The sequence below is a fragment of the Paenibacillus sp. DCT19 genome, assembly GCF_003268635.1.
In the GTDB taxonomy this organism is placed as follows: domain Bacteria; phylum Bacillota; class Bacilli; order Paenibacillales; family Paenibacillaceae; genus Paenibacillus.
The window spans coordinates 2,329,739-2,348,965 of sequence record NZ_CP029639.1; the positions used below are offsets into that span (position 1 = coordinate 2,329,739).

15 protein-coding genes are annotated in these 19,227 nt (G+C 45.2%); all 15 read left to right on the forward strand.

The window, feature by feature from the left end:
* The first annotated feature begins 95 nt into the window (after positions 1–95).
* The 15 genes from DMB88_RS10500 (at position 96) to DMB88_RS10565 (ending at position 19,208) form a co-directional block, all read left to right on the forward strand.
* On the forward strand, positions 96–1,082 hold the full coding sequence (locus DMB88_RS10500; RefSeq protein WP_174715338.1) for an ABC transporter permease: 987 nt from the start codon (positions 96–98) through the stop codon (positions 1,080–1,082).
* Positions 1,083–1,099: 17 nt separating this feature from the next.
* Complete coding sequence (locus DMB88_RS10505; protein WP_056700379.1) at positions 1,100–2,008, forward strand: carbohydrate ABC transporter permease; 909 nt, start codon at positions 1,100–1,102, stop codon at positions 2,006–2,008.
* 123 nt (positions 2,009–2,131) lie between these two features.
* On the forward strand, positions 2,132–2,698 hold the full coding sequence (locus tag DMB88_RS31005; protein ID WP_254438523.1) for a type 2 periplasmic-binding domain-containing protein: 567 nt from the start codon (positions 2,132–2,134) through the stop codon (positions 2,696–2,698).
* On the forward strand, positions 2,659–3,663 hold the full coding sequence (locus tag DMB88_RS10510) for an ABC transporter substrate-binding protein (protein WP_254438524.1): 1,005 nt from the start codon (positions 2,659–2,661) through the stop codon (positions 3,661–3,663). Before DMB88_RS31005 ends, DMB88_RS10510 begins: the two co-directional genes overlap by 40 nt.
* Positions 3,664–3,853: 190 nt before the next feature.
* Positions 3,854–4,552: a hypothetical protein gene (locus tag DMB88_RS10515; protein ID WP_128101306.1), complete on the forward strand. Its 699-nt coding sequence runs from the start codon at positions 3,854–3,856 to the stop codon at positions 4,550–4,552.
* Positions 4,553–4,860: 308 nt separating this feature from the next.
* Positions 4,861–6,630, forward strand: coding sequence for a sensor histidine kinase (locus tag DMB88_RS10520; protein WP_128101307.1), 1,770 nt, complete (start codon positions 4,861–4,863; stop codon positions 6,628–6,630).
* 89 nt (positions 6,631–6,719) lie between these two features.
* The gene (locus DMB88_RS10525; protein ID WP_128101308.1) at positions 6,720–8,339 is read left to right on the forward strand and encodes a response regulator; all 1,620 of its coding nucleotides are present in this window, start codon (positions 6,720–6,722) and stop codon (positions 8,337–8,339) included.
* Between the two features lie 123 nt (positions 8,340–8,462).
* The gene (locus DMB88_RS10530) at positions 8,463–10,151 is read left to right on the forward strand and encodes a type 2 periplasmic-binding domain-containing protein (RefSeq protein WP_128101309.1); all 1,689 of its coding nucleotides are present in this window, start codon (positions 8,463–8,465) and stop codon (positions 10,149–10,151) included.
* A gap of 246 nt (positions 10,152–10,397) precedes the next feature.
* On the forward strand, positions 10,398–11,288 hold the full coding sequence (locus DMB88_RS10535) for an ABC transporter permease (RefSeq protein ID WP_128101310.1): 891 nt from the start codon (positions 10,398–10,400) through the stop codon (positions 11,286–11,288).
* A 29-nt stretch (positions 11,289–11,317) separates the two neighbouring features.
* The gene (locus DMB88_RS10540; protein WP_128101311.1) at positions 11,318–12,196 is read left to right on the forward strand and encodes a carbohydrate ABC transporter permease; all 879 of its coding nucleotides are present in this window, start codon (positions 11,318–11,320) and stop codon (positions 12,194–12,196) included.
* Positions 12,197–12,236: 40 nt separating this feature from the next.
* Positions 12,237–13,316 carry a glycoside hydrolase family 53 protein gene (locus tag DMB88_RS10545; RefSeq protein WP_251383008.1) on the forward strand — a complete coding sequence of 360 codons (1,080 nt, stop codon included), beginning with the start codon at positions 12,237–12,239 and terminating at the stop codon, positions 13,314–13,316.
* Between the two features lie 65 nt (positions 13,317–13,381).
* Entirely contained in the window at positions 13,382–15,454 is a 2,073-nt protein-coding gene (locus DMB88_RS10550) for a beta-galactosidase (RefSeq protein WP_128101313.1), read from the forward strand.
* A 215-nt stretch (positions 15,455–15,669) separates the two neighbouring features.
* The gene (locus DMB88_RS10555) at positions 15,670–17,109 is read left to right on the forward strand and encodes an NAD-dependent malic enzyme (protein ID WP_128101314.1); all 1,440 of its coding nucleotides are present in this window, start codon (positions 15,670–15,672) and stop codon (positions 17,107–17,109) included.
* A gap of 1 nt (position 17,110) precedes the next feature.
* Positions 17,111–17,845 carry an HD domain-containing protein gene (locus DMB88_RS10560; RefSeq protein ID WP_128101315.1) on the forward strand — a complete coding sequence of 245 codons (735 nt, stop codon included), beginning with the start codon at positions 17,111–17,113 and terminating at the stop codon, positions 17,843–17,845.
* A gap of 298 nt (positions 17,846–18,143) precedes the next feature.
* Positions 18,144–19,208 carry an FUSC family protein gene (locus DMB88_RS10565; RefSeq protein ID WP_128101316.1) on the forward strand — a complete coding sequence of 355 codons (1,065 nt, stop codon included), beginning with the start codon at positions 18,144–18,146 and terminating at the stop codon, positions 19,206–19,208.
* Positions 19,209–19,227: the final 19 nt, after the last annotated feature.

Below are 19,227 nucleotides of genomic sequence, written 5' to 3' on the forward strand. Positions count from 1 at the left end.
GGATCAGTTCTCTCAGCCGTATACTTGAACCACAGGAGACACAAACGGTGCCACATCCTGAGGAAGAATTCAAGAGGAGTGAGGGAGAAGAGGCTATGAAGACACAACCCGAGACGGGTAATCGCGCACGGATATCAGATGTAGGAGCGGGGTCAGTTCGCAAACGTAAATCGGTCTTGTACAATCTTGGAAAGTTTAAAGTGCTTTATCTCATGTTTCTGCCAGGAATTCTGTTTCTGCTGGTGAACAACTACATGCCCATGTTCGGCGTACTCATTGCTTTCAAAAATGTAAACTATGCCGACGGTATTCTAGGAAGTCCATGGAGCGGCTGGGATAACTTCAAGTATTTGTTCTCCACGAGTGACGCGTGGGAGATCACCCGAAATACACTTGCGTACAATACCGTGTTTATCGCACTAAATCTATTTGTCGGCGTAGGCCTAGCGATATTGCTAAATGAAGTTAAGAACAAGGCCATGTCGAAATTATACCAATCACTTATGCTGCTGCCTTATTTCTTATCCATGATTGTAGTCAGTTACCTGGTACTTGCGTTCCTGGGTAAGGATTCGGGGTTCATGAACTCTACCATATTGCAGATCTTTGGTGGACAGCCAATTGACTGGTACTCTGAGCCGAAGTATTGGCCTTATATATTACCGCTGGTGAATACGTGGAAAAATATAGGATATTATGCCGTCATATATCTCGCAGCTGTCGTAGGCATCGATGAGGAGTATTATGAAGCGGCCGTCTTGGATGGAGCGACCAAATGGCATCAAATTCGCTTCATTACGGTTCCGTTTCTCATTCCGTTGATTGTCATTATGACTCTGTTACAGATTGGCCGTATATTCTATGCGGACTTCAGTTTGTTCTATCAAGTTCCATTGGAATCAGGTGCGCTGTTCCCTGTAACGAACGTACTTGATACTTATGTGTACCGTACATTCTTGATCGGCGGCGATATAGGAATGTCCTCTGCTGCAGGTCTCTATCAGGCAGTCGTCGGCTTCGTGCTTGTCTTGGTATCCAATACCATCGTGAGACGAATAGACAAAGATAATGCATTATTTTGAGAGGGGGCAAGTCAACTGTGAAAACACGTGATCCATTGGCCGTTTCGCGGCGTTCCGCTTCGATTATTCACGGCATGTTTCTCTTTTACGCCATAGCCTGTATCGTGCCGATCCTGCTTGTCTTCGCCATCTCTTTCTCGGACGAAACAACAGTAATCGCTAACGGCTATAAGTTAATTCCTGAGAAGTTCAGTCTGACGGCTTATGAGTTTTTGTTTAAGGATATGGATCAGATCATTCACTCCTACGGCATTTCCATTATTGTAACTGTGGTGGGGACGATTACGAGTGTGGCTCTGACTGCATTATATGCTTATCCGCTCTCACGTAGAGATTTGCCATACCGAGGATGGTTTGCATTCTTCATCTTCTTCACTATGTTGTTCAATGGTGGATTGGTACCCTGGTATCTCGTATATGTGAATGTGCTTGATTTGAAAAATTCGATTCTGGCACTTATTTTGCCGCTGCTTCTATCACCGTTCTTCGTACTGGTCATGCGGACATTCTTCGCGAATTCGATCCCGGTCTCCATATTGGAATCGGCTCGAATTGATGGAGCGGGTGAACTGAGAACGTTTACACGCATTGTACTTCCACTCTCACTTCCAGTTATGGCAACGGTTGCACTCTTTAGTACGCTTAACTACTGGAATGACTGGTATCTAAGTATGATCTTTATATCGGATAACCGGACGATCAGCCTTCAGTACTTAATGTACCGAACGCTGCTCGATATTCAATATTTGACTTCTAACTCTAATGTGTCTTCACAGATTTCCTCACAGGGTGGATTGCTGAATCTACCGAACAAAACATTGCAGATGGCAATGGCTGTAGTCGGAATTGGACCTATTGTGTTAGCCTATCCGTTCTTCCAACGGTACTTCATCAAAGGGCTTACCGTAGGTGCAGTGAAGGGCTAACTCCGGCCGGTTAGCGGAGGAAGAGCTGGAGAAACGAAGATAGTTGAAAGGGCATATACAAAAGTGAATTGGGGTAATTGACGGTCAGGTTGTAGGGTTAAACACATGACGGGAGGGGTTCATTTGGTTAAAACGTTAAAGGTATGGCCGCGACTCGCGGCGGCAGTCATGGCACTGAGTCTCGTGCTTGCAGGCTGTTCAACGGACAAAGGCGGAACAACTACAACGCCAGGTGCAGAAGGCGGAGGTGCAGCAGAAGGTGGAGGGAAACCTTATGAAGTGACGCTGTATTATCCAGGAACACCACAGAAGGATGTTGCCTTGGTAGAAGCTGAGATCAATAAAAAGATGGAACCGAAAATTGGGGCAACGCTCAAAATCAATGCGATCGACTGGGGACAGTGGGACAATAAGCTGAATCTGATGATCTCCTCTGGTGAGAAATCAGACATTATCTTTACAGCAGCGTGGCAGAACTACACGGTCAATGTAGCCAAAGGAGCTTTCCTGCCACTGAATGATCTGCTCGAAGAGCATGGTCAGGACATTAAGAAAAATCTAGACCCAGCCTTCCTTGAAGGTTCTCAGGTAGATGGGTCAACTATGGTGTACCAACGAATAAAGAGCTTGCAGCAACACGTGGTGTGCTCGTGCGTCAGGATCTGGCTGACAAATACAAGCTGGACTTAGCGGCGGTGAAAACATGGGCAGACCTGGAGCCTTTGCTCAAAACAATTAAGGAAAATGAACCAGGTATCACACCGTTCTACATGTCTAATACCAACGGTAACGGTTTGTTAGAAAATCTGGATTGGGATTACCTCGGTGATGCATCTGTACCAGGCGTTATCTCGAAGACAGCAGGCTCCACAACAGTACTGAACGAAGTGGAGACGGCAGAATTCAAGGAAGCTGCTGAACTCGCCCGTAAGTGGTACCAAGCCGGATATATCAATAGTGATGCAGCTACATCCAATGTGTTCCCGAAAGACCAAGCCAAAGCAGGCAAAGCATTTATGTGGACAGACGGCATGAAGCCAGGTAAGGACAAGGAAGAGGAAGGCTATGTAGGCTTCCCGCTCACACAGATCGAAATGACGCAACCAACCATTACAACTGGCGATGCTTCCGGTGCGATGCTTGCGATCTCCCGCTCCTCTGAGCAACCGGAGAAAGCGATGCAAGTCATCAACCTGCTGCATTCTGATAAAGAAATCAACAACTTGCTTAATTTCGGTATTGAAGGTCAGCATTATGTGAAGAAAGATGGAGCAGACAACATCATCACACTGCCTGACGGTGTAGATGCGAACAGCCGCACTTACAACCCAGGTGCACAATGGCAGCTCGGTAACCAGTTCTTGAACTACCTCTGGGATAATGAAGATCCGCAGAAGTGGGAGAAATTCAAAGAGTTTAATGCCAAAGGTGTGAAGTCACCTGCCCTAGGATTTACGTTTAACAGCCAATCGGTCAAAAACGAAATTGCTGCGGTAAACAATGTGAACAAACAGTTTAAACCAGGTATGACCTCTGGAGCGGTAGATCCAAATGAGATGATTCCTAAATACTTGGAGAAACTGAAAGCCGCAGGCATTGATAAGATCATTGCAGCTAAACAGGAACAACTGGATGCATTCCTTTCCAAAAAATAATATAACATGTAGATGAACCAAGCCATGAGCAGAGTCTTATATCTGCGCATTGGATACGGAGTCTACAGATAAAGACATCTTCGGCACATAGCCGAGGGTGTCTTTTTGTCGTTTTACACACTCATCTGGATTGTTGATCATAAATAGGAAAAATATGATATAATCAGGTGGTTGATTAGGAGGTGTTTATGTGTCGAGGGCGAAACTTACGTTCTCAATCATTTTTTTGATATTTTCGATCATTTTTACCTTCAACCATCATCTGGGCTTCTCGGTAGGCGATACGATATTGAGTAAAGTGGGATTGTTGCCTTATACAACAACTTATGTCAGAGGTGTTCACATCACACTTTTTATAGGTCTGGGTATGCTGGTCTGCAGTTACTTCATTACACGTAAAGTGTTGGGATCAACGTTCCCACGTCTTGCGAGTATGCTATGGTTAATGGTTTTGGTCACTGTTCTCAGTTATTCCTTCATCACGGATAAAGTCATGTACATCGTTAAGTGGAGTGCAACGGGAACGAATGCCGTTTCCTATGTACAGAACCAAAGTTCTTGTATGTACGATGTCGTTGATGATGGTGATACGCTAGCGACATGTGATCTAATGATTAAAAATTACAGTGGACAACTTATCGTTGCCATGGTCAAACCTGATCTTGCACGTAGTTACAGAAATCAAGACGATCCGCTCTACGAATCGTTAAGCTCTGTTGAGCTGAAGCCTGTACGCATTGAGATTGAACCCCGTAGTACATTTGCGGGTCAGCTTGCATTTTCCGGTTTAGCAGGATCACCGCTCCCTTTTCAAGGCAAACTACATGATATTGTGCTCGATATCGGAATTGAGGGACAGAATATCGTATTTGATTATGAGATGCCTTAGCAGCATAGAATACATACATAACTTCCATTACAATGGATTGAGAAGAGTCGGCGAAAGCCGGCTTTTTTTGGGGTATACAAGCTGGAATTAGTGCAGAAATATTGACATTGTGACCTATCCCTTATCCTTGGAAACGCTTACGATGGAGAGTGAGCTATTCTGTTTGTTATTACGGAAGGGGTAGTGTAGCTACGGTGTCTATGGTGTAAGTGCGAATCGTGTGAAATACGAAAATAATCATTTATGTTTATGGTGTGTATAGCTAAAATAGATGTCACCGACAATTTAAGACAAGGTGAGATGAGAAAATGTCATATCGGACAAACCTATTTTCCAAGATGGTTATTTTGATTTTAATTATGTTAATTCCTGTCGTGTTGCTCTATTGGTATTCCAATCACAAAACAACAGCCGTGCTCCGGGATGAGCTCAATCGCTCGAACAGCAATCAGCTTGAGTTCTTTCAGAACCAGGTGAACACACATATTGAATTGTTATCGTCATGGCCGAATCTGCTCATTCATGACCCCGATATTGCGAGCTTTCGACGGATTTTTGCAGATAGCAAGTATTTTGATCTGGATACGATCAATCTTGTGAAACGAATTCAGAACAAGTTAAGCATTCAGGAGAGCTCTTCCAACTGGGAAACCAAATTGTATCTGTACTCACCATCCTTGGGTAGGGTTGTATCTGAACGGGATGCCCGCTCGTATGACAAGTTGTCATTACGGGATACAATCTCCTCTGGCTGGGATGTACGCCGAATTGCCGGCGTAGCAGGAGAGGACGATCGCTTCATGTTCAGCTGGATTACAGTATCCCCCTATGGGATTAGTGACCCGGCAAAGAATGCGGAAACGATCATTAAACTGGAGTTCGATAGCAGCAATATCCGCGACATGTTAGATAAGTTTAAGGATGACGGAAGGCATGACCCCTTTTATTATCGTGAAGATGCAGGGGTGATCTATAATCGTACCTCAGATCGAACGCTAACGGGTCAACTCATCAATGAGCTGTCCATTCAACAGCTTAAGGATGTAGACAATCGAACCGTTGTTATTGACGGGGAGCCTTATATGGTCAACACGGTGAAATCGAGCACAACTGGCTGGTATTTGGTTGATTATATGCCGCTATCCGCAATTTTGAAGCCAATCCATCAATCGAATCTTTTGTTTTATTCATCCATGCTCTGCCTTTTCTTAATGAGTTTTCTGGCAGCGTATATGTTATATGTTCAGGTACAAGTACCGGTCAAACAGCTCATTCGTGGATTCCAGCGCTTGAAACAGGAGGATTATTCCGTTCGGATTCAGCCTAAAGGTCGTAACGAATTTAGCTTTTTGTCTGAAAGGTTCAATTCGATGGTAGACCAGATTCAGCAGTTGTTCGAACACGTGTATTTAGAGCAAATTCATGTGCGTGAGGCTAGGCTGAAGCAGCTACAGTCACAAATTAATCCACATTTCTTCTATAATTGCTTCTCGTTTATTACGAGCATGGCTAAGCTCAAACGGGTAGATGCCGTTGTGGCAATGTCGCATAATCTGTCCAGATATTATCGTTATACAACGAGACAGGAGCGGGATGTTGTGCCACTAACGGAGGAGATCGAATTCGTGAATTGTTACTTGGAAATTCAGAAGATGCGTATGGATCGCATTCACTACACGATTGATCTATCCGAAGATATATTGCTACAGGAAGTCCCGCCACTGATTGTTCAGCCATTAGTAGAGAACGCGGTGATACATGGGATTGAAGCAGACGCTGAAGCGGGAGAGATCAAGGTCACGGGAGAATATCGTGATGGGATGATGATTCTTCAAGTTGAGGATGATGGACAAGGGATGAGTGCAGAAGGGCGAGGAGCTCTGCAGCTAAAACTCAGTGGAACGATGGATCAGGAAATGGGCTGTGGTCTGTGGAATGTGAATCAGCGATTGCAGCTGAGATATGGCGAGAAGGCAGGTATTTATATTGAGGAATCTTCGCTTGGTGGACTGCGAGTGAAGTTAATATGGCCTGTAGATGAAGAGAAGATTGCAGCGTTACAGTCACCGATGGTTTAAGAGCACGATCTTACAGATGATATATGACCATGTAGAATGTGCAATGAGAGAGCTAGAAAATGTAGCGTTGAAGATGAGGAGTGTGCAAATTGATTGATATTTTATTGGTGGATGATGAGACGTATGTCACAGAAAGTCTGGAACTGACGATCCCTTGGGGTGAGCTTGGAGTTACGACTGTATTTCGTGCTGCTTCTGCCAAGGAAGCGTTAGAGATTATGGAAGAAAATGCAGTAGACCTTGTGGTGACAGATATTCGTATGCCAGGCATGTCGGGACTGGATCTTGTTGCAGAAGTCAGTAACCGGTGGTCACATATCCGTTGTATTTTGTTAACAGGACATAGCGATTTTGAATATGCAAAAAAGGCGATTCAGTTGCAGGCTGCCGATTATATCCTCAAACCAGTCAACGATGATGAATTTATGGCATCTGTATCCGCAGCGATTACGTCACTTCGTGATGAATGGGATGAGTTCGATAAATATCACCGTTTGTTATATAGCCGCAAGTCTGATTACAAAATTTTGCGCGAAAATTTGATGCATGACCTATTGTTAGGCCGTGAGGTTACAGCTCGGGCACTGGGTGAACAGATGCAGCAGTATGAAATTCAATTGGAACCGGAACAACCAGCCGTTATGATGTTGATTCGCCTTGCGGGTCGATTCTCAAGTATGGATCAACAATCCATAGACCTGATGGATTTTGCAGTGGGAAATATCGCCGAAGAGGTGTTTGGAACACAGTTTAATGTTTGGTTTGGTCGTGGGCCGCATGAATGTCTAGTGATGTTGATACAGAATCAGAACTTAAACGGAACTGAAACGATGAATCTGGACGAGATTAAGGAACCTACCGCTACCTTCCGGGAGCATGTCATTCGATATTTGCAGGGAGATATCTCGATGGTCGTAACGCAGCCGTTCCCTTTTGAAGAACTAACGACGGCTTATCGCCGGGGCTTAGGCTCACTTGTGCTTACAGGCCCCGAAGAGAATATGATTCAGTATTTGGATTCGAATTCAACCAAGCGCTCTGACAATGATTCGCAGGTATTGGACGAGTTATACAAACCACCAGTTCTGCCTCAATTGCTTGAAACGAAACAGTGGGAGGCAGCCGCAAGGAAGCTTGATGCTGTATTTGATGAGGCGGAGCGTGTACGTTTGTCACGAGAACATGTCTATGAGGTGTATTTATCCGTAACGAATGCATTCATGTATATCGCACACAAACAGGGACATCTGGTACACGAGATTGATCATGCCGGCTTTGACCTGCTATTGGCACATCAGTTGATTCAATCCCCTGAGAAACTGCGCCGCTGGGCAACAGAGATGTTAACCAAGCTTCAGGAAGAGCTGTCTGACCAAGAAGGAACACAGAGCCGAAGACATGTTATTAAACAAGTCCAGGAGCTAGTAACCCGTGAAACGGGACAAGAGTTATCTGTGAAGATGATTGCGGACAAAGTGTATTTGCATCCGGTATACCTTTCCAAAATCTATAAAGCAGAAACAGGAGAGGGTCTAGGGGACTATATGATTCGCATGCGCATGGAGCGTGCACTGTATCTATTGAAAAATACGAATAAAAAGATATATGAGATTACAAGTGAGCTTGGGTACCAAAATCCTCAATATTTCAGCAAAATGTTTAAAAAACATTACGGGATGACCCCAAATGAGTATCGAGATCAGTCGTAATTACAACATCATTCCAGAATATAGGTTGGCAAAGGTGCAGAAATCTTGATTTCGTATCATAGGAACAAAGGCCTGTCCAGCCTATAATGAAAGGGTAACCAAAACGATTGAAGGGGGAACAACATGAGAGCGCAATCAACGAAAAAGAAATTTTTGTCGCTTCTCGCTACAACGCTGAGTCTGACTGTCGTTCTTGCAGGATGTTCAGGAGGCAGTGCGGAGGAGAGTGCAGCACCAAGTACATCTGGTGTTCAGAATGAATACAAAGAAAAGTATGACCCAGAGGTAACCATTACAACTGCATGGGGGATTGACCCTGAACTGAAATTCAAAAATGGCGAATCCATGGAAAATAACGTAGCGACCAAGTGGGCGAAGGACAAATTCGGCATTAACATTAAATCACTTTGGTCTGTAACGGATACAAACAGTGCATTTGCAACTAAACTGCGTCTTGCAATGTCTTCCGGACAAGAAATGCCTGATATCGTAACGATCGGTCAGCCAGATAACCTGGTTGCTCAAGATTTGATCGACTCCGGCATGTATCAGGAAGCGGGACCGTTGTTCGACAAATATGCTTCAGATACTTGGAAAGAAGCGATGGCTCAAGATCCAAACGTATGGAATCAGTACAGTCGTGACGGCAAGAGAATGGGAATTCCAGTGCTCGACTATGCTTACAACAATGATTACCTGCTCTGGATTCGTCAAGATTGGTTGGATAAGCTGAACCTTGAAGCACCAAAAACCATTGACGAGCTAGAAGTGGTTATGGATGCTTTCAAAAACAAAAACCCGGACGGATTGGCTCCGGATAAAGTAACTCCACTTAGCATCGGTTTCAAAACATCCATGAACACATGGATGGGAGATCCATCTTGGATCTTCGGTGCATACGGCACGCTTCCTACCCAATGGAATGTGGGAGCTGATGGCAAGCTGGAGTATGGTTCAATTAACCCAGGCATGAAACAAGGTCTTGTTAAATTGAATGAATGGTTGACTAAAGGTTACATTCCTCAAGAAGCAGCACTTTGGGATGAGAACAAAACTGCAGAACCAGCAGTTGCAGGTACAGCAGGTATTATCCCTGGTCCTTATTGGATGAGTGGCTGGCCTTTGGCTGATACAGTGAAGAACGTATCTAGCGCTGTGTGGAAGCCAATTGAAATCCCGGTAGGCCCTGAAGGAAAAGCAATGCGTCACGGTACGCAATTCGTTAACGGTGTTACACTGATTAAGAAAGATATGCAGAATCCAGAAGCATTCTTCACATATCAAAACTATCTGTTTGACAACTATGCTAATCCAGCACCAGGCAGTGAGTATGATAATGGTCTCTTTGAAGGCTATGACTTTGAATTAGATGCAAACGGAAAACAAAAACGGTATGAAGATATTGAAGGCGGGTATGTTAACGTAGTACGTTACTTGCTCGTGCGTGATGGCGCCCGTATTCCAGATGCACAGATGAAAGCCTTGATGAATCTGGCTGATGGCAAAGAGCCAGAAACGAAGCTTGAAAAAGATGTTGCCGCAAACTATGGTACAGAAACACCTGCCGCAGCTAAAGTGTTGCTTGCACAGGAAGATATCTCATTCAAGAATATGTTTACTGGCCCTACGACAGCGACAATGAAATCCAAGTTGGATTACCTCAACAAAATTGAGAATCAAACCTTCAATGAAATTATCTATGGCAAAAATCCGGTAGATTCGTTCGATACGTTTGTTCAAACGTGGAAAGCCGGTGGCGGAGATCAGATCACTCAAGAGGTTAACGAGTGGTATGAAGGTGTGAGAAAATAAGGTTTTAACCGGCGCGCAGGCTACTTGTAGTCTGCGCGTTTTTTTATTTTTCTGAGAGGATAAGTAGACGTCATTCATGGAAATTGGTTCCAAGACAAATGGAGCATGATGTGGTTCTAAAGTAGTTGCTTTTGTGCCATTTATATTGCTTTTATGCGCTGTTTGGGTGCCTCAAAAGCTTGATATAATCGCATTATAAGCCACTCAGGGAGTACTTGAGTAGGAAGAACTACAGGGGGAGCAATCATGAGAACTTTGAAACGTACTTGGCCATTCCACGTAATGCTGCTGCCAGCCATCATCTTTCTGATCATCTTCAGTTATGTGCCTATGGGCGGGATCGTTATGGCATTTCAGAACTATAAGCCATGGCTTGGAATTAGCGGCTCCGACTGGGTCGGATTGGACAACTTTAGATACTTGTTTGAACGTGAGGACAGCTTGCAGGTTATCTGGAATACATTAATCATCGCTGTGCTCAAATTGATCTTTAACTTATGTGTGCCGTTTGTATTTGCAATTCTGTTGAATGAAGTTCGTAAGATGGCCATTCAGCGAACCATTCAAACTTTGGTATATCTGCCTCACTTCTTGTCTTGGGTTATCCTGGGTGGGATTTTGCTAGACTTGTTGTCAACTGGAGGATTGGTTAACCGAGTATTGGGAAGCTTCGGACTCGGACCATACTTCTTCCTAGGAGATAACAGCTTGTTCCGACCAACGATCATTCTAACGGATGTGTGGAAGGAATTCGGTTATAACATGATTGTCTTCCTGGCTGCACTTGCTGGTATCAACCCGGCGCTATATGAAGCAGCTGAGATCGACGGAGCGAATCGTTGGAAGCAAACCCTTCATATCACCGTTCCGTCTCTCGTACCGATGCTGATGGTTGTTGGAACACTGGCACTGGGAAATGTATTGAATGCCGGTTTCGACCAGATTTTCAACTTGTACAACCCGCTCGTGTATCAAACAGGAGACATCATCGATACATTCGTATATCGCTCGGCACTGGAAAATGGAGAGATGGGCTTCGCTACTGCGATTGGATTGTTTAAATCCGTCATCAGTATGGTGCTAATCCTCGTATCGTACAGCTTAGCCAAGAAGTATGCCGGATACCGCATATTCTAATCGAATGAACAGAGAAGGAAGGGACTACGATGTATCATAAAACGAGATCATATCGTGTGTTTAACGTTATCAATATTTGCTTTCTACTATTAGTTGCCATCATGTGTATCGTCCCGATGATTCACGTACTGGCAGTCTCCTTTAGTAATAAAGCTGCTGCAGATGCTAACCTGGTCAGTCTCTGGCCAGTAGGCTTCTCCCTTGAAGCTTACAAAAAGACCATGAATAATCCCATTTTCTTGAACTCTCTCTGGATCTCACTGCTCCGTACAGTGATTGGTACTGCAATTACTTTGCTGATTACATTCTTGGCAGCCTATCCGTTGTCTAAAGAAAACAGTGAGTTCAAAGGTAGAACAATCTACTCCTGGATTTTTGTATTTAGTATGATTTTCAACGGTGGACTCGTTCCATTCTACATGGTTATCCAAAAGATTGGATTGATGGATTCCTTCTGGGTACTGGTGCTCCCGGGTGCAGTAAACACATTCCTTGTCATCCTGATGCTGAACTTCTTCCGTGGAATTCCGAAAGAGCTGGAGGAAGCAGCTTTGATGGACGGAGCCAATCATTTTAGAACATTGTTCAGTATCTTCCTACCGATCTCTATGCCGTCGATTGCAACCATTGCCTTGTTCAGTATGGTGTTTCACTGGAATTCCTGGTTTGACGGATTGTTGTACATGAACAATGCCAAGGATTATCCGCTGGCGACTTTCATGCAGACTGTTATTATCAAGCGTGATATGAGTACGATGGCTATGAATCCGAAAGAACTTGAAACGATCTCTCAGACAACGGTAAGAGCAGCACAGATTTTCATTGGTAGCGCACCGATTCTGATTGTGTATCCTTTCCTGCAACGCTTCTTCGTTAAAGGTATGACACTGGGCTCAGTTAAAGGCTGAGCTCAGAACGTAATTACTTCGTTCAATGGAGGTTGATCGTGTGAATAACCGATATAACGGACCATTCATTCTTGGAATGGATGTGTCATTTATGGATGAGATCGAACAGCATGGAGGCAGTTTTAGTGATGTAGATGGTAAGGAACAAGATCTGCTTTCTATTTTAAAACATAACGATACCAACGCCATTCGATTGCGGATCTGGAATGATCCGGTTGGCGGTTTCTGTAACCTGGAGCGTACAGTGGCTGTAGCCAAACGAATTAAGGCTCATGGTCTGCAATTTTTGCTTGATTTCCATTATTCAGATCGTTGGGCTGACCCAGCTAACCAGTGGAAACCGAAAGCATGGGAAGAACTGTCTTATGAAGAGCTTCAACGTGCGGTGTGCAACTATACGGCAGAGGTATTACGAACGCTGAAGGAGCACGATGCCTTGCCGGATATGGTGCAGGTAGGTAACGAGATCACGCCTGGTATGCTATGGGATGAGGGTCGTGTAGGTGGAGAGGAACATGATACCGATGAACAATGGGAACGCTTTGCAGGGCTTGTGAAGTATGGTATCGCTGCCGTGAAATCGATCGATTCGGATATCAATATTATGATCCACATTGATCGTGGCGGAGATAATGCAGAGAGCGTCAAGTTCTATGATCGCTTTGAAGCGCTTGGTGTAGAGTTTGATACGATCGGTCTCTCTTATTACCCTTGGTGGCATGGCACACTTGATGCATTGAAGGAGAATATGCATGATCTGGCGAAACGTTATGGTAAAGAAATTGTCGTTGTAGAAACCGCTTACCCATGGACGTTAGAAGAGCTTGAAGGTCATGAGTGGATTATGAGACAGGAAGATATGCTGTTGCCTGAGTATCCAGCGACCGTTGAGGGTCAACGTCGTTATCTTAGAGATATGTTACAGATCATTCGTGAAGTACCGGGTGGCTTAGGTGTCGGATTCTACTATTGGGAGCCGGCATGGATTCCAAGTAAACCCGAATGGTCAGTTGGACATGCGAATAACTGGGCGAACTTGGCGATGTTTGACTACAAAGGACGTAAGTTGGAATCGTTTGCAGCATTAACGGACGGTCAAGATACGTTAATAACTAAATAGTGTATAGCTTCAGTTGGAACAGGATTTCACAACAATAGATTACATCATTAAAGGAGTTTTTCCCTATGACATACAAATTTCCACCAGTAAGCTCGAAAGCACCACATATGCTACACGGAGCAGACTACAATCCGGAGCAATGGCTTCGTTACCCTGAGGTTCTTGAAGAGGATATTCGCTTAATGAAGCTTGCCAAATGTAACGTGATGTCCATCGGTATTTTCTCTTGGGTATCCCTTGAACCAGAAGAGGGTGTATACACGTTCGAATGGCTTGATCAAGTATTGGATCGTTTTGCGGCAAACGGCATCTATGCTTTTCTAGCAACGCCAAGCGGAGCGAGACCAGCTTGGATGTCTGCCAAGTATCCAGAGGTGCTACGTGTGTCTGAGAACCGTGTACGTAATTTGCATGGTTTCCGTCACAATCATTGTTATACATCACCGGTATATCGTGAAAAGGTGACTGCAATCAATTCCAAATTGGCTGAGCGTTATTCGGATCATCCGGCAGTGATTGGTTGGCATATTTCCAATGAATTCGGTGGAGATTGCCACTGTGATTACTGTCAAGCAGCGTTCCGTGAATGGGTTCAGAACAAATATACAACGCTCGATGAGCTTAATCATGCGTGGTGGACCACATTCTGGAGTCACACGATTACAGATTGGAGTCAAGTTGAGTCGCCTGCTCCGCATGGTGAGACACAGGTGCACGCAATGAATCTGGACTGGCGCCGTTTTGTAACGGACCAGACGGCTAACTTTATCGTTCATGAAACTAAACCTCTAAAAGCTAAAAATCCAGATTTACCAGTCACCACGAACCTGATGGAGTTTTATGGTGGGCTGAACTACTGGAAATTTGCCGATATTCTGGACTTCCTCTCATGGGATAGTTATCCGACATGGCATGATGCGGAAGATGATGGGAAACAAGCATCCAGAATCGCAATGATGCACGACATCGTTCGTTCCATTAAGGGTGGACAACCTTTCTTGCTGATGGAAAGCACTCCTAGCTCAACGAACTGGCAAGAAGTGAGCAAGCTGAAACGTCCAGGCATGCACCTTTTATCCTCATTACAGGCTGTAGCACACGGATCTGACAGCGTGCAGTACTTCCAGTGGAGAAAGAGCCGTGGTTCGAGTGAGAAGCTACATGGTGCGGTGGTAGATCATGTTGGAACAGAGCATACACGCGTATTCCAAGATGTAACTGACGTAGGTACGGCACTTGAAGGCATGGAGGCGATTGTTGGAACAGCAGTTCCAGCAGAAGTAGCCATTATCTTCGATTGGGAAAATCGCTGGGCGGTTAACGATTCACAGGGACCGCGCAATATCGGTGTGAAGTACGAGCAGACAGTGGAAGCGCACTATGAAGCGTTTTGGAAAAAGGGAGTTGCTGTAGACGTAATTGATATGGATGCAGACCTTTCCAAATACAAATTGCTTGTTGCACCAATGCTTTATTTGATGAGAGAAGGTGTTGGAGAGCGCATCGAGAAATTTGTTGAGAATGGCGGAACCTTTGTGGCAACGTATTGGTCCGGCATTGTAAACGAAAATGATCTGTGCTTCTTGGGTGGATTCCCAGGTCCGCTTCGCAAAACGCTGGGAATCTGGTCAGAAGAAATTGATGGACTACATGATCGTGAGCTTAACGGAATCATTCCAGAGAAGGGTAATGAGCTTAAGCTGAATACAGAGTATGATGCGATTGAGCTGTGTGACCTTATTCATCTGGAGGGTGCAGAGTCTCTGGCGACGTATCGTTCTGACTTCTACGCAGGACGTCCTGCATTGACCGTTAATCGTCTGGGGTCAGGTAAGGCATATTATATGGCGGCACGTCTGAAAGCACCATTTTATGATGACTTCTACGGTAGCTTGATCAATGATCTGAACATCGAACGTGGATTGCAGACAGAGCTTCCAGCAGGAACCACTGCTCATACTCGAACAGATGGAACAGCAGATTATGTGTTTGTGCAAAATTATACATCGGAAACGAAGCAAGTGGAGCTGGACGATCAGTCCTATACGGATCTGCTTCGTGGAGAAGCGGTTCCAGCGCAGATCACACTGCAACCGTATGATATCCGTGTGTTGCGCAGAGCTGTAGAGCGTAAATAAAAATAGTTCTTATGGAGGCCACCTTGAACGTCGTAACAGACGTGCAGGGTGGTTTTTTGAGCGGGTTAGGTTAGTCGGTGATCTCTAGGCTATATTCATAAAGCAAATGAACCCTTTTAGACTTTTTCTGGGTAAGATAAAGGAAAAGAGTGCATGTGCAGCGAAGAGAAAAAGGTAACATGCAACTCAAGACTTACAGTCTGGGAGGAATTGGAATGAATCAAAGGAATCTAGATGGCAACAGCATTATTATTCGGCTGGAAATGACAACGAAAGATATCAAGTTTGGCGAAGTGGCATCGGCCATCTCGGAAGCTGGCGGAGACATCATTGCCATTGACGTGATTTCAACGAACCAGGATGTTAGTGTGCGTGACTTAACTGTTGCAGTAACCGATTCGCAGGATAACAGCAAAATTATAGACGCGGTGCGCGAGCTAAAAGGCGTATCCATCGTTAACGTATCGGATCGAACGTTCCTCTTACATCTGGGAGGTAAGATTGAGGTAACTCCCAAAACACCGATTCATAACCGGGAGGATCTGTCCCGTGTGTATACACCTGATGTGGCTCGTGTGTGCTCAGCCATTGCGGATGAGCCCGGCAAAGCCTTTTCACTCACAATTAAGCGTAATACTGTAGCAGTTGTATCGGATGGAAGTGCCGTTCTGGGTCTGGGTAATATCGGCCCGCGTGCCGCAATGCCTGTAATGGAAGGTAAGGCGATGTTATTCAAGCAGTTCGCTGGTGTGGATGCTTTTCCAATATGCTTGGATACGCAGGATACCGAGGAAATCATTCGAACTGTGAAAGCGATATCACCTGCATTCGGTGGTATTAATCTAGAGGATATTTCCTCACCTCGTTGCTTCGAAATTGAACGCCGCTTGAACGAGGAGTTAGATATTCCTGTTTTTCATGATGACCAGCATGGTACGGCGGTTGTGTTATATGCCGGATTAATCAATGCCCTGAAGTTGGTTGGAAAGTCAATTACCGATGTGAAAATCGTCGTGTGTGGTATTGGTGCGGCGGGCGTGGCATGTAGCAATATATTGTTGTCTGCAGGAGCCAATCGATTAATTGGCGTAGATCGTGAAGGTGCCCTTGTGCGCACCCAGACCTATGAGAGCGAAGTCTGGAGCGACTACGCTGCTCGAACGAATCCTGAGCTTGAGACAGGCTCCTTGCGTGACGTTATCCGTGATGCAGACGTGTTTATTGGTCTCTCGCGAGGCAATCTGCTGTCCAGGGAAGATGTACAATCGATGGCGGCAGATCCAATCGTGTTTGCGATGGCAAATCCTGTTCCAGAGATTATGCCTGCTGAGGTGGAGGATATTGTAGCCGTGATGGCGACAGGGCGTTCGGATTACCCGAATCAGATCAATAACGTGCTCTGCTTCCCTGGTATGTTCAGAGCTGTGCTGGATTGCCGTGCGACAGAGATCAATGAGGAAATGAAACTAGCCGCTGCAAAAGCCATTGCTGCTGCCATCTCGGATGAAGAGCGATCGCGCTATTACATTATCCCAAGTGTGTTTAACGACAAAGTCGTCAAGGCGATGCGTAATCGTGTGGTCGAGGCGGCGGTAAGAACAGGTGTGGCTCGCCGTGTACCACGGGAACAAGCGCGTGAAAGCGAGGAATTGTAGGATGGGAGAGCACACTTCTGAGCGATCTACAACAAGTTTGCAGGAATCAGGTGCTAACCAGCAGATCGATGGCATGCGGGTTGGCGAGGGTATTCTTCAAGCCGCGCGCACCTTTGTTCAGGCGGATTCAGCTGCACATGCGGATGGTCATGACTGGTCCCATATCGAGCGGGTCACTGCATTGGCGGTAGAGATTGCGCATCGGATGGGAGCAGATCCATTTATCGTTGAGCTCGCGGCGTTACTACATGATGTGCCTGATGAGAAGCTGAATGAAAGCTTGGAGGCCGGCATGGCGAAGCTCCATTCATGGCTAGATACACAGCCTCTTGAGGCGAGCAAACGCGAGACAGTTGTGAATATTATCAGTACGATCTCTTACGCAGGCGGACAACGTCCTGAAGTCTCCAGCTTAGAGGCTCAGGTTGTGCAGGATGCAGATCGTCTCGATGCGCTAGGAGCGATCGGGATCGCCCGTGCTTTCTCATTTGGCGGTTCCAGAGGACGGGAGATGTACAATCCTGCAATTTCTCCTCGGGAACAGATGACCCGTGAGGAATATCGTAATGGGCGCAGCACAACGATTAACCATTTTTACGAGAAACTGTTTAAGCTGAAGGATCTTATGAATACATCATATGGTAAAGAGCTCGCGGAGGAACGACATGCTTATATGGTTCAATTCGTTCAACAGTTCAAGCGTGAATGGGAAGGAACCGATAAAGACAACGTATAAGCGTATCCTGCATTAACTTGGGGATAACATAAATAGCATGAATGGACCGTTATCTCTTCCACAGAGTTCGGTCTATTCTAGTTGTAACGGATTGAAGTGAAGTCAAAATTGGTTCTAGCCGGTGGATTAGCGTGTATGAATGCACTTTCGAATAGCACAGACTACATATTCCGTGGTACAATGAATCGTTCTTGTGAGAATATGACATGAATATGAAGATCACTACAATGAAATACGGGGTAATAATGATTAATAATGCAGTTTACAGAAAAGATAGGTTAGGTAAGGAGGGGTTGCCGTGTCGTTCGGAGCACGAGTGCTTAAGACAGGGATTGCGGTAACGCTTGCTCTGTACCTCAGTATGTTTCTTAACCCGCAGTCGCCTGTGCCGGCTGCGATCGCGGCGATTTTTGCCATGCAGCCATCCATTTATCGTTCATGGAAATACTTCTTGGATCAGTTGCAGACAACAACACTTGGTGCCATTGTTGCACTACTCGGCGGTATGATGCTGTCCAATGAACCCATCGCGGTTGGATTGATTATTGTGCTCGTCATCATGATCTGTCTTAAGCTGAATATGGGTGAGACCGTAGGTCTGACACTCGTTACCGTGGTTTCCATTATGGAAGCTTCGGGAGATTGGCATTTTGCACTGAATCGGTTTCTCTTAACGCTTATTGGTATTGTGTCAGCCTTCCTTATTAACATTACAGTCTTTCCTCCCAAGCCGAAGGTGCAGTTTGTGAAACAAATTCAGAATGTATTTAACAGTATGTCACTCTTGCTAAGAACGTCCATCTCAGATGAGATTAAGGAAGCCGTATTCCGGGACGAGAAGAGCAACCTGGGTGGCTCCATTAAATCCCTGTCTGATAAGTACAATTTGTTTGAAGAAGAACAGAAGAAGATGAAACGCTCCAAGTTCAGCCAGACCCGCCAAATGGTTGTGTATAAGCAGATGTTACTGAGTCTGCAAAAGGGTTATGAAGTATTGGACTCTGTTGAACGTCACTACTTCCAAGCACAGCGAAGCCCTGAATTGGATCGTTTCTTCGATACTCACTTGGAGAGATTGATTAAATTTCACGAGCACGCACTTCTCAAGTTCGAAGATAAGCTGAAGCCCAATGGTGAGGAGGCAGAGCAGTTTATTTTGGACAATGATCATTTCATGGAGCAAGCGATCACGGAGTTTGATGTTGACCAGAACGGCATGCTTCGACTGTCCATTGTTGCTGCGGCGATCTATGATTATGGCTACCAACTGGAGCGACTCAATCGCCTTGCTGATCATGTACACAGTGGGAGCGATGATAAGGACTCACAGGATCATATCCTGAATTGGATTAAGTGGCCTTAATAGTGAATTGCAGTCGGCG

Bases quoted from the DNA above. Each gene is read 5' to 3' on its own strand.
- DMB88_RS10500 (WP_174715338.1), top strand. From the start codon at position 96: ATGAAGACACAACCCGAGACGGGTAATCGCGCACGGATATCAGATGTA.
- DMB88_RS10520 (WP_128101307.1), top strand. From the start codon at position 4,861: ATGTCATATCGGACAAACCTATTTTCCAAGATGGTTATTTTGATTTTA.
- DMB88_RS10530 (WP_128101309.1), top strand. From the start codon at position 8,463: ATGAGAGCGCAATCAACGAAAAAGAAATTTTTGTCGCTTCTCGCTACA.
- DMB88_RS10535 (WP_128101310.1), top strand. From the start codon at position 10,398: ATGAGAACTTTGAAACGTACTTGGCCATTCCACGTAATGCTGCTGCCA.
- DMB88_RS10540 (WP_128101311.1), top strand. From the start codon at position 11,318: ATGTATCATAAAACGAGATCATATCGTGTGTTTAACGTTATCAATATT.
- DMB88_RS10550 (WP_128101313.1), top strand. From the start codon at position 13,382: ATGACATACAAATTTCCACCAGTAAGCTCGAAAGCACCACATATGCTA.
- DMB88_RS10555 (WP_128101314.1), top strand. From the start codon at position 15,670: ATGAATCAAAGGAATCTAGATGGCAACAGCATTATTATTCGGCTGGAA.
- DMB88_RS10560 (WP_128101315.1), top strand. From the start codon at position 17,111: ATGGGAGAGCACACTTCTGAGCGATCTACAACAAGTTTGCAGGAATCA.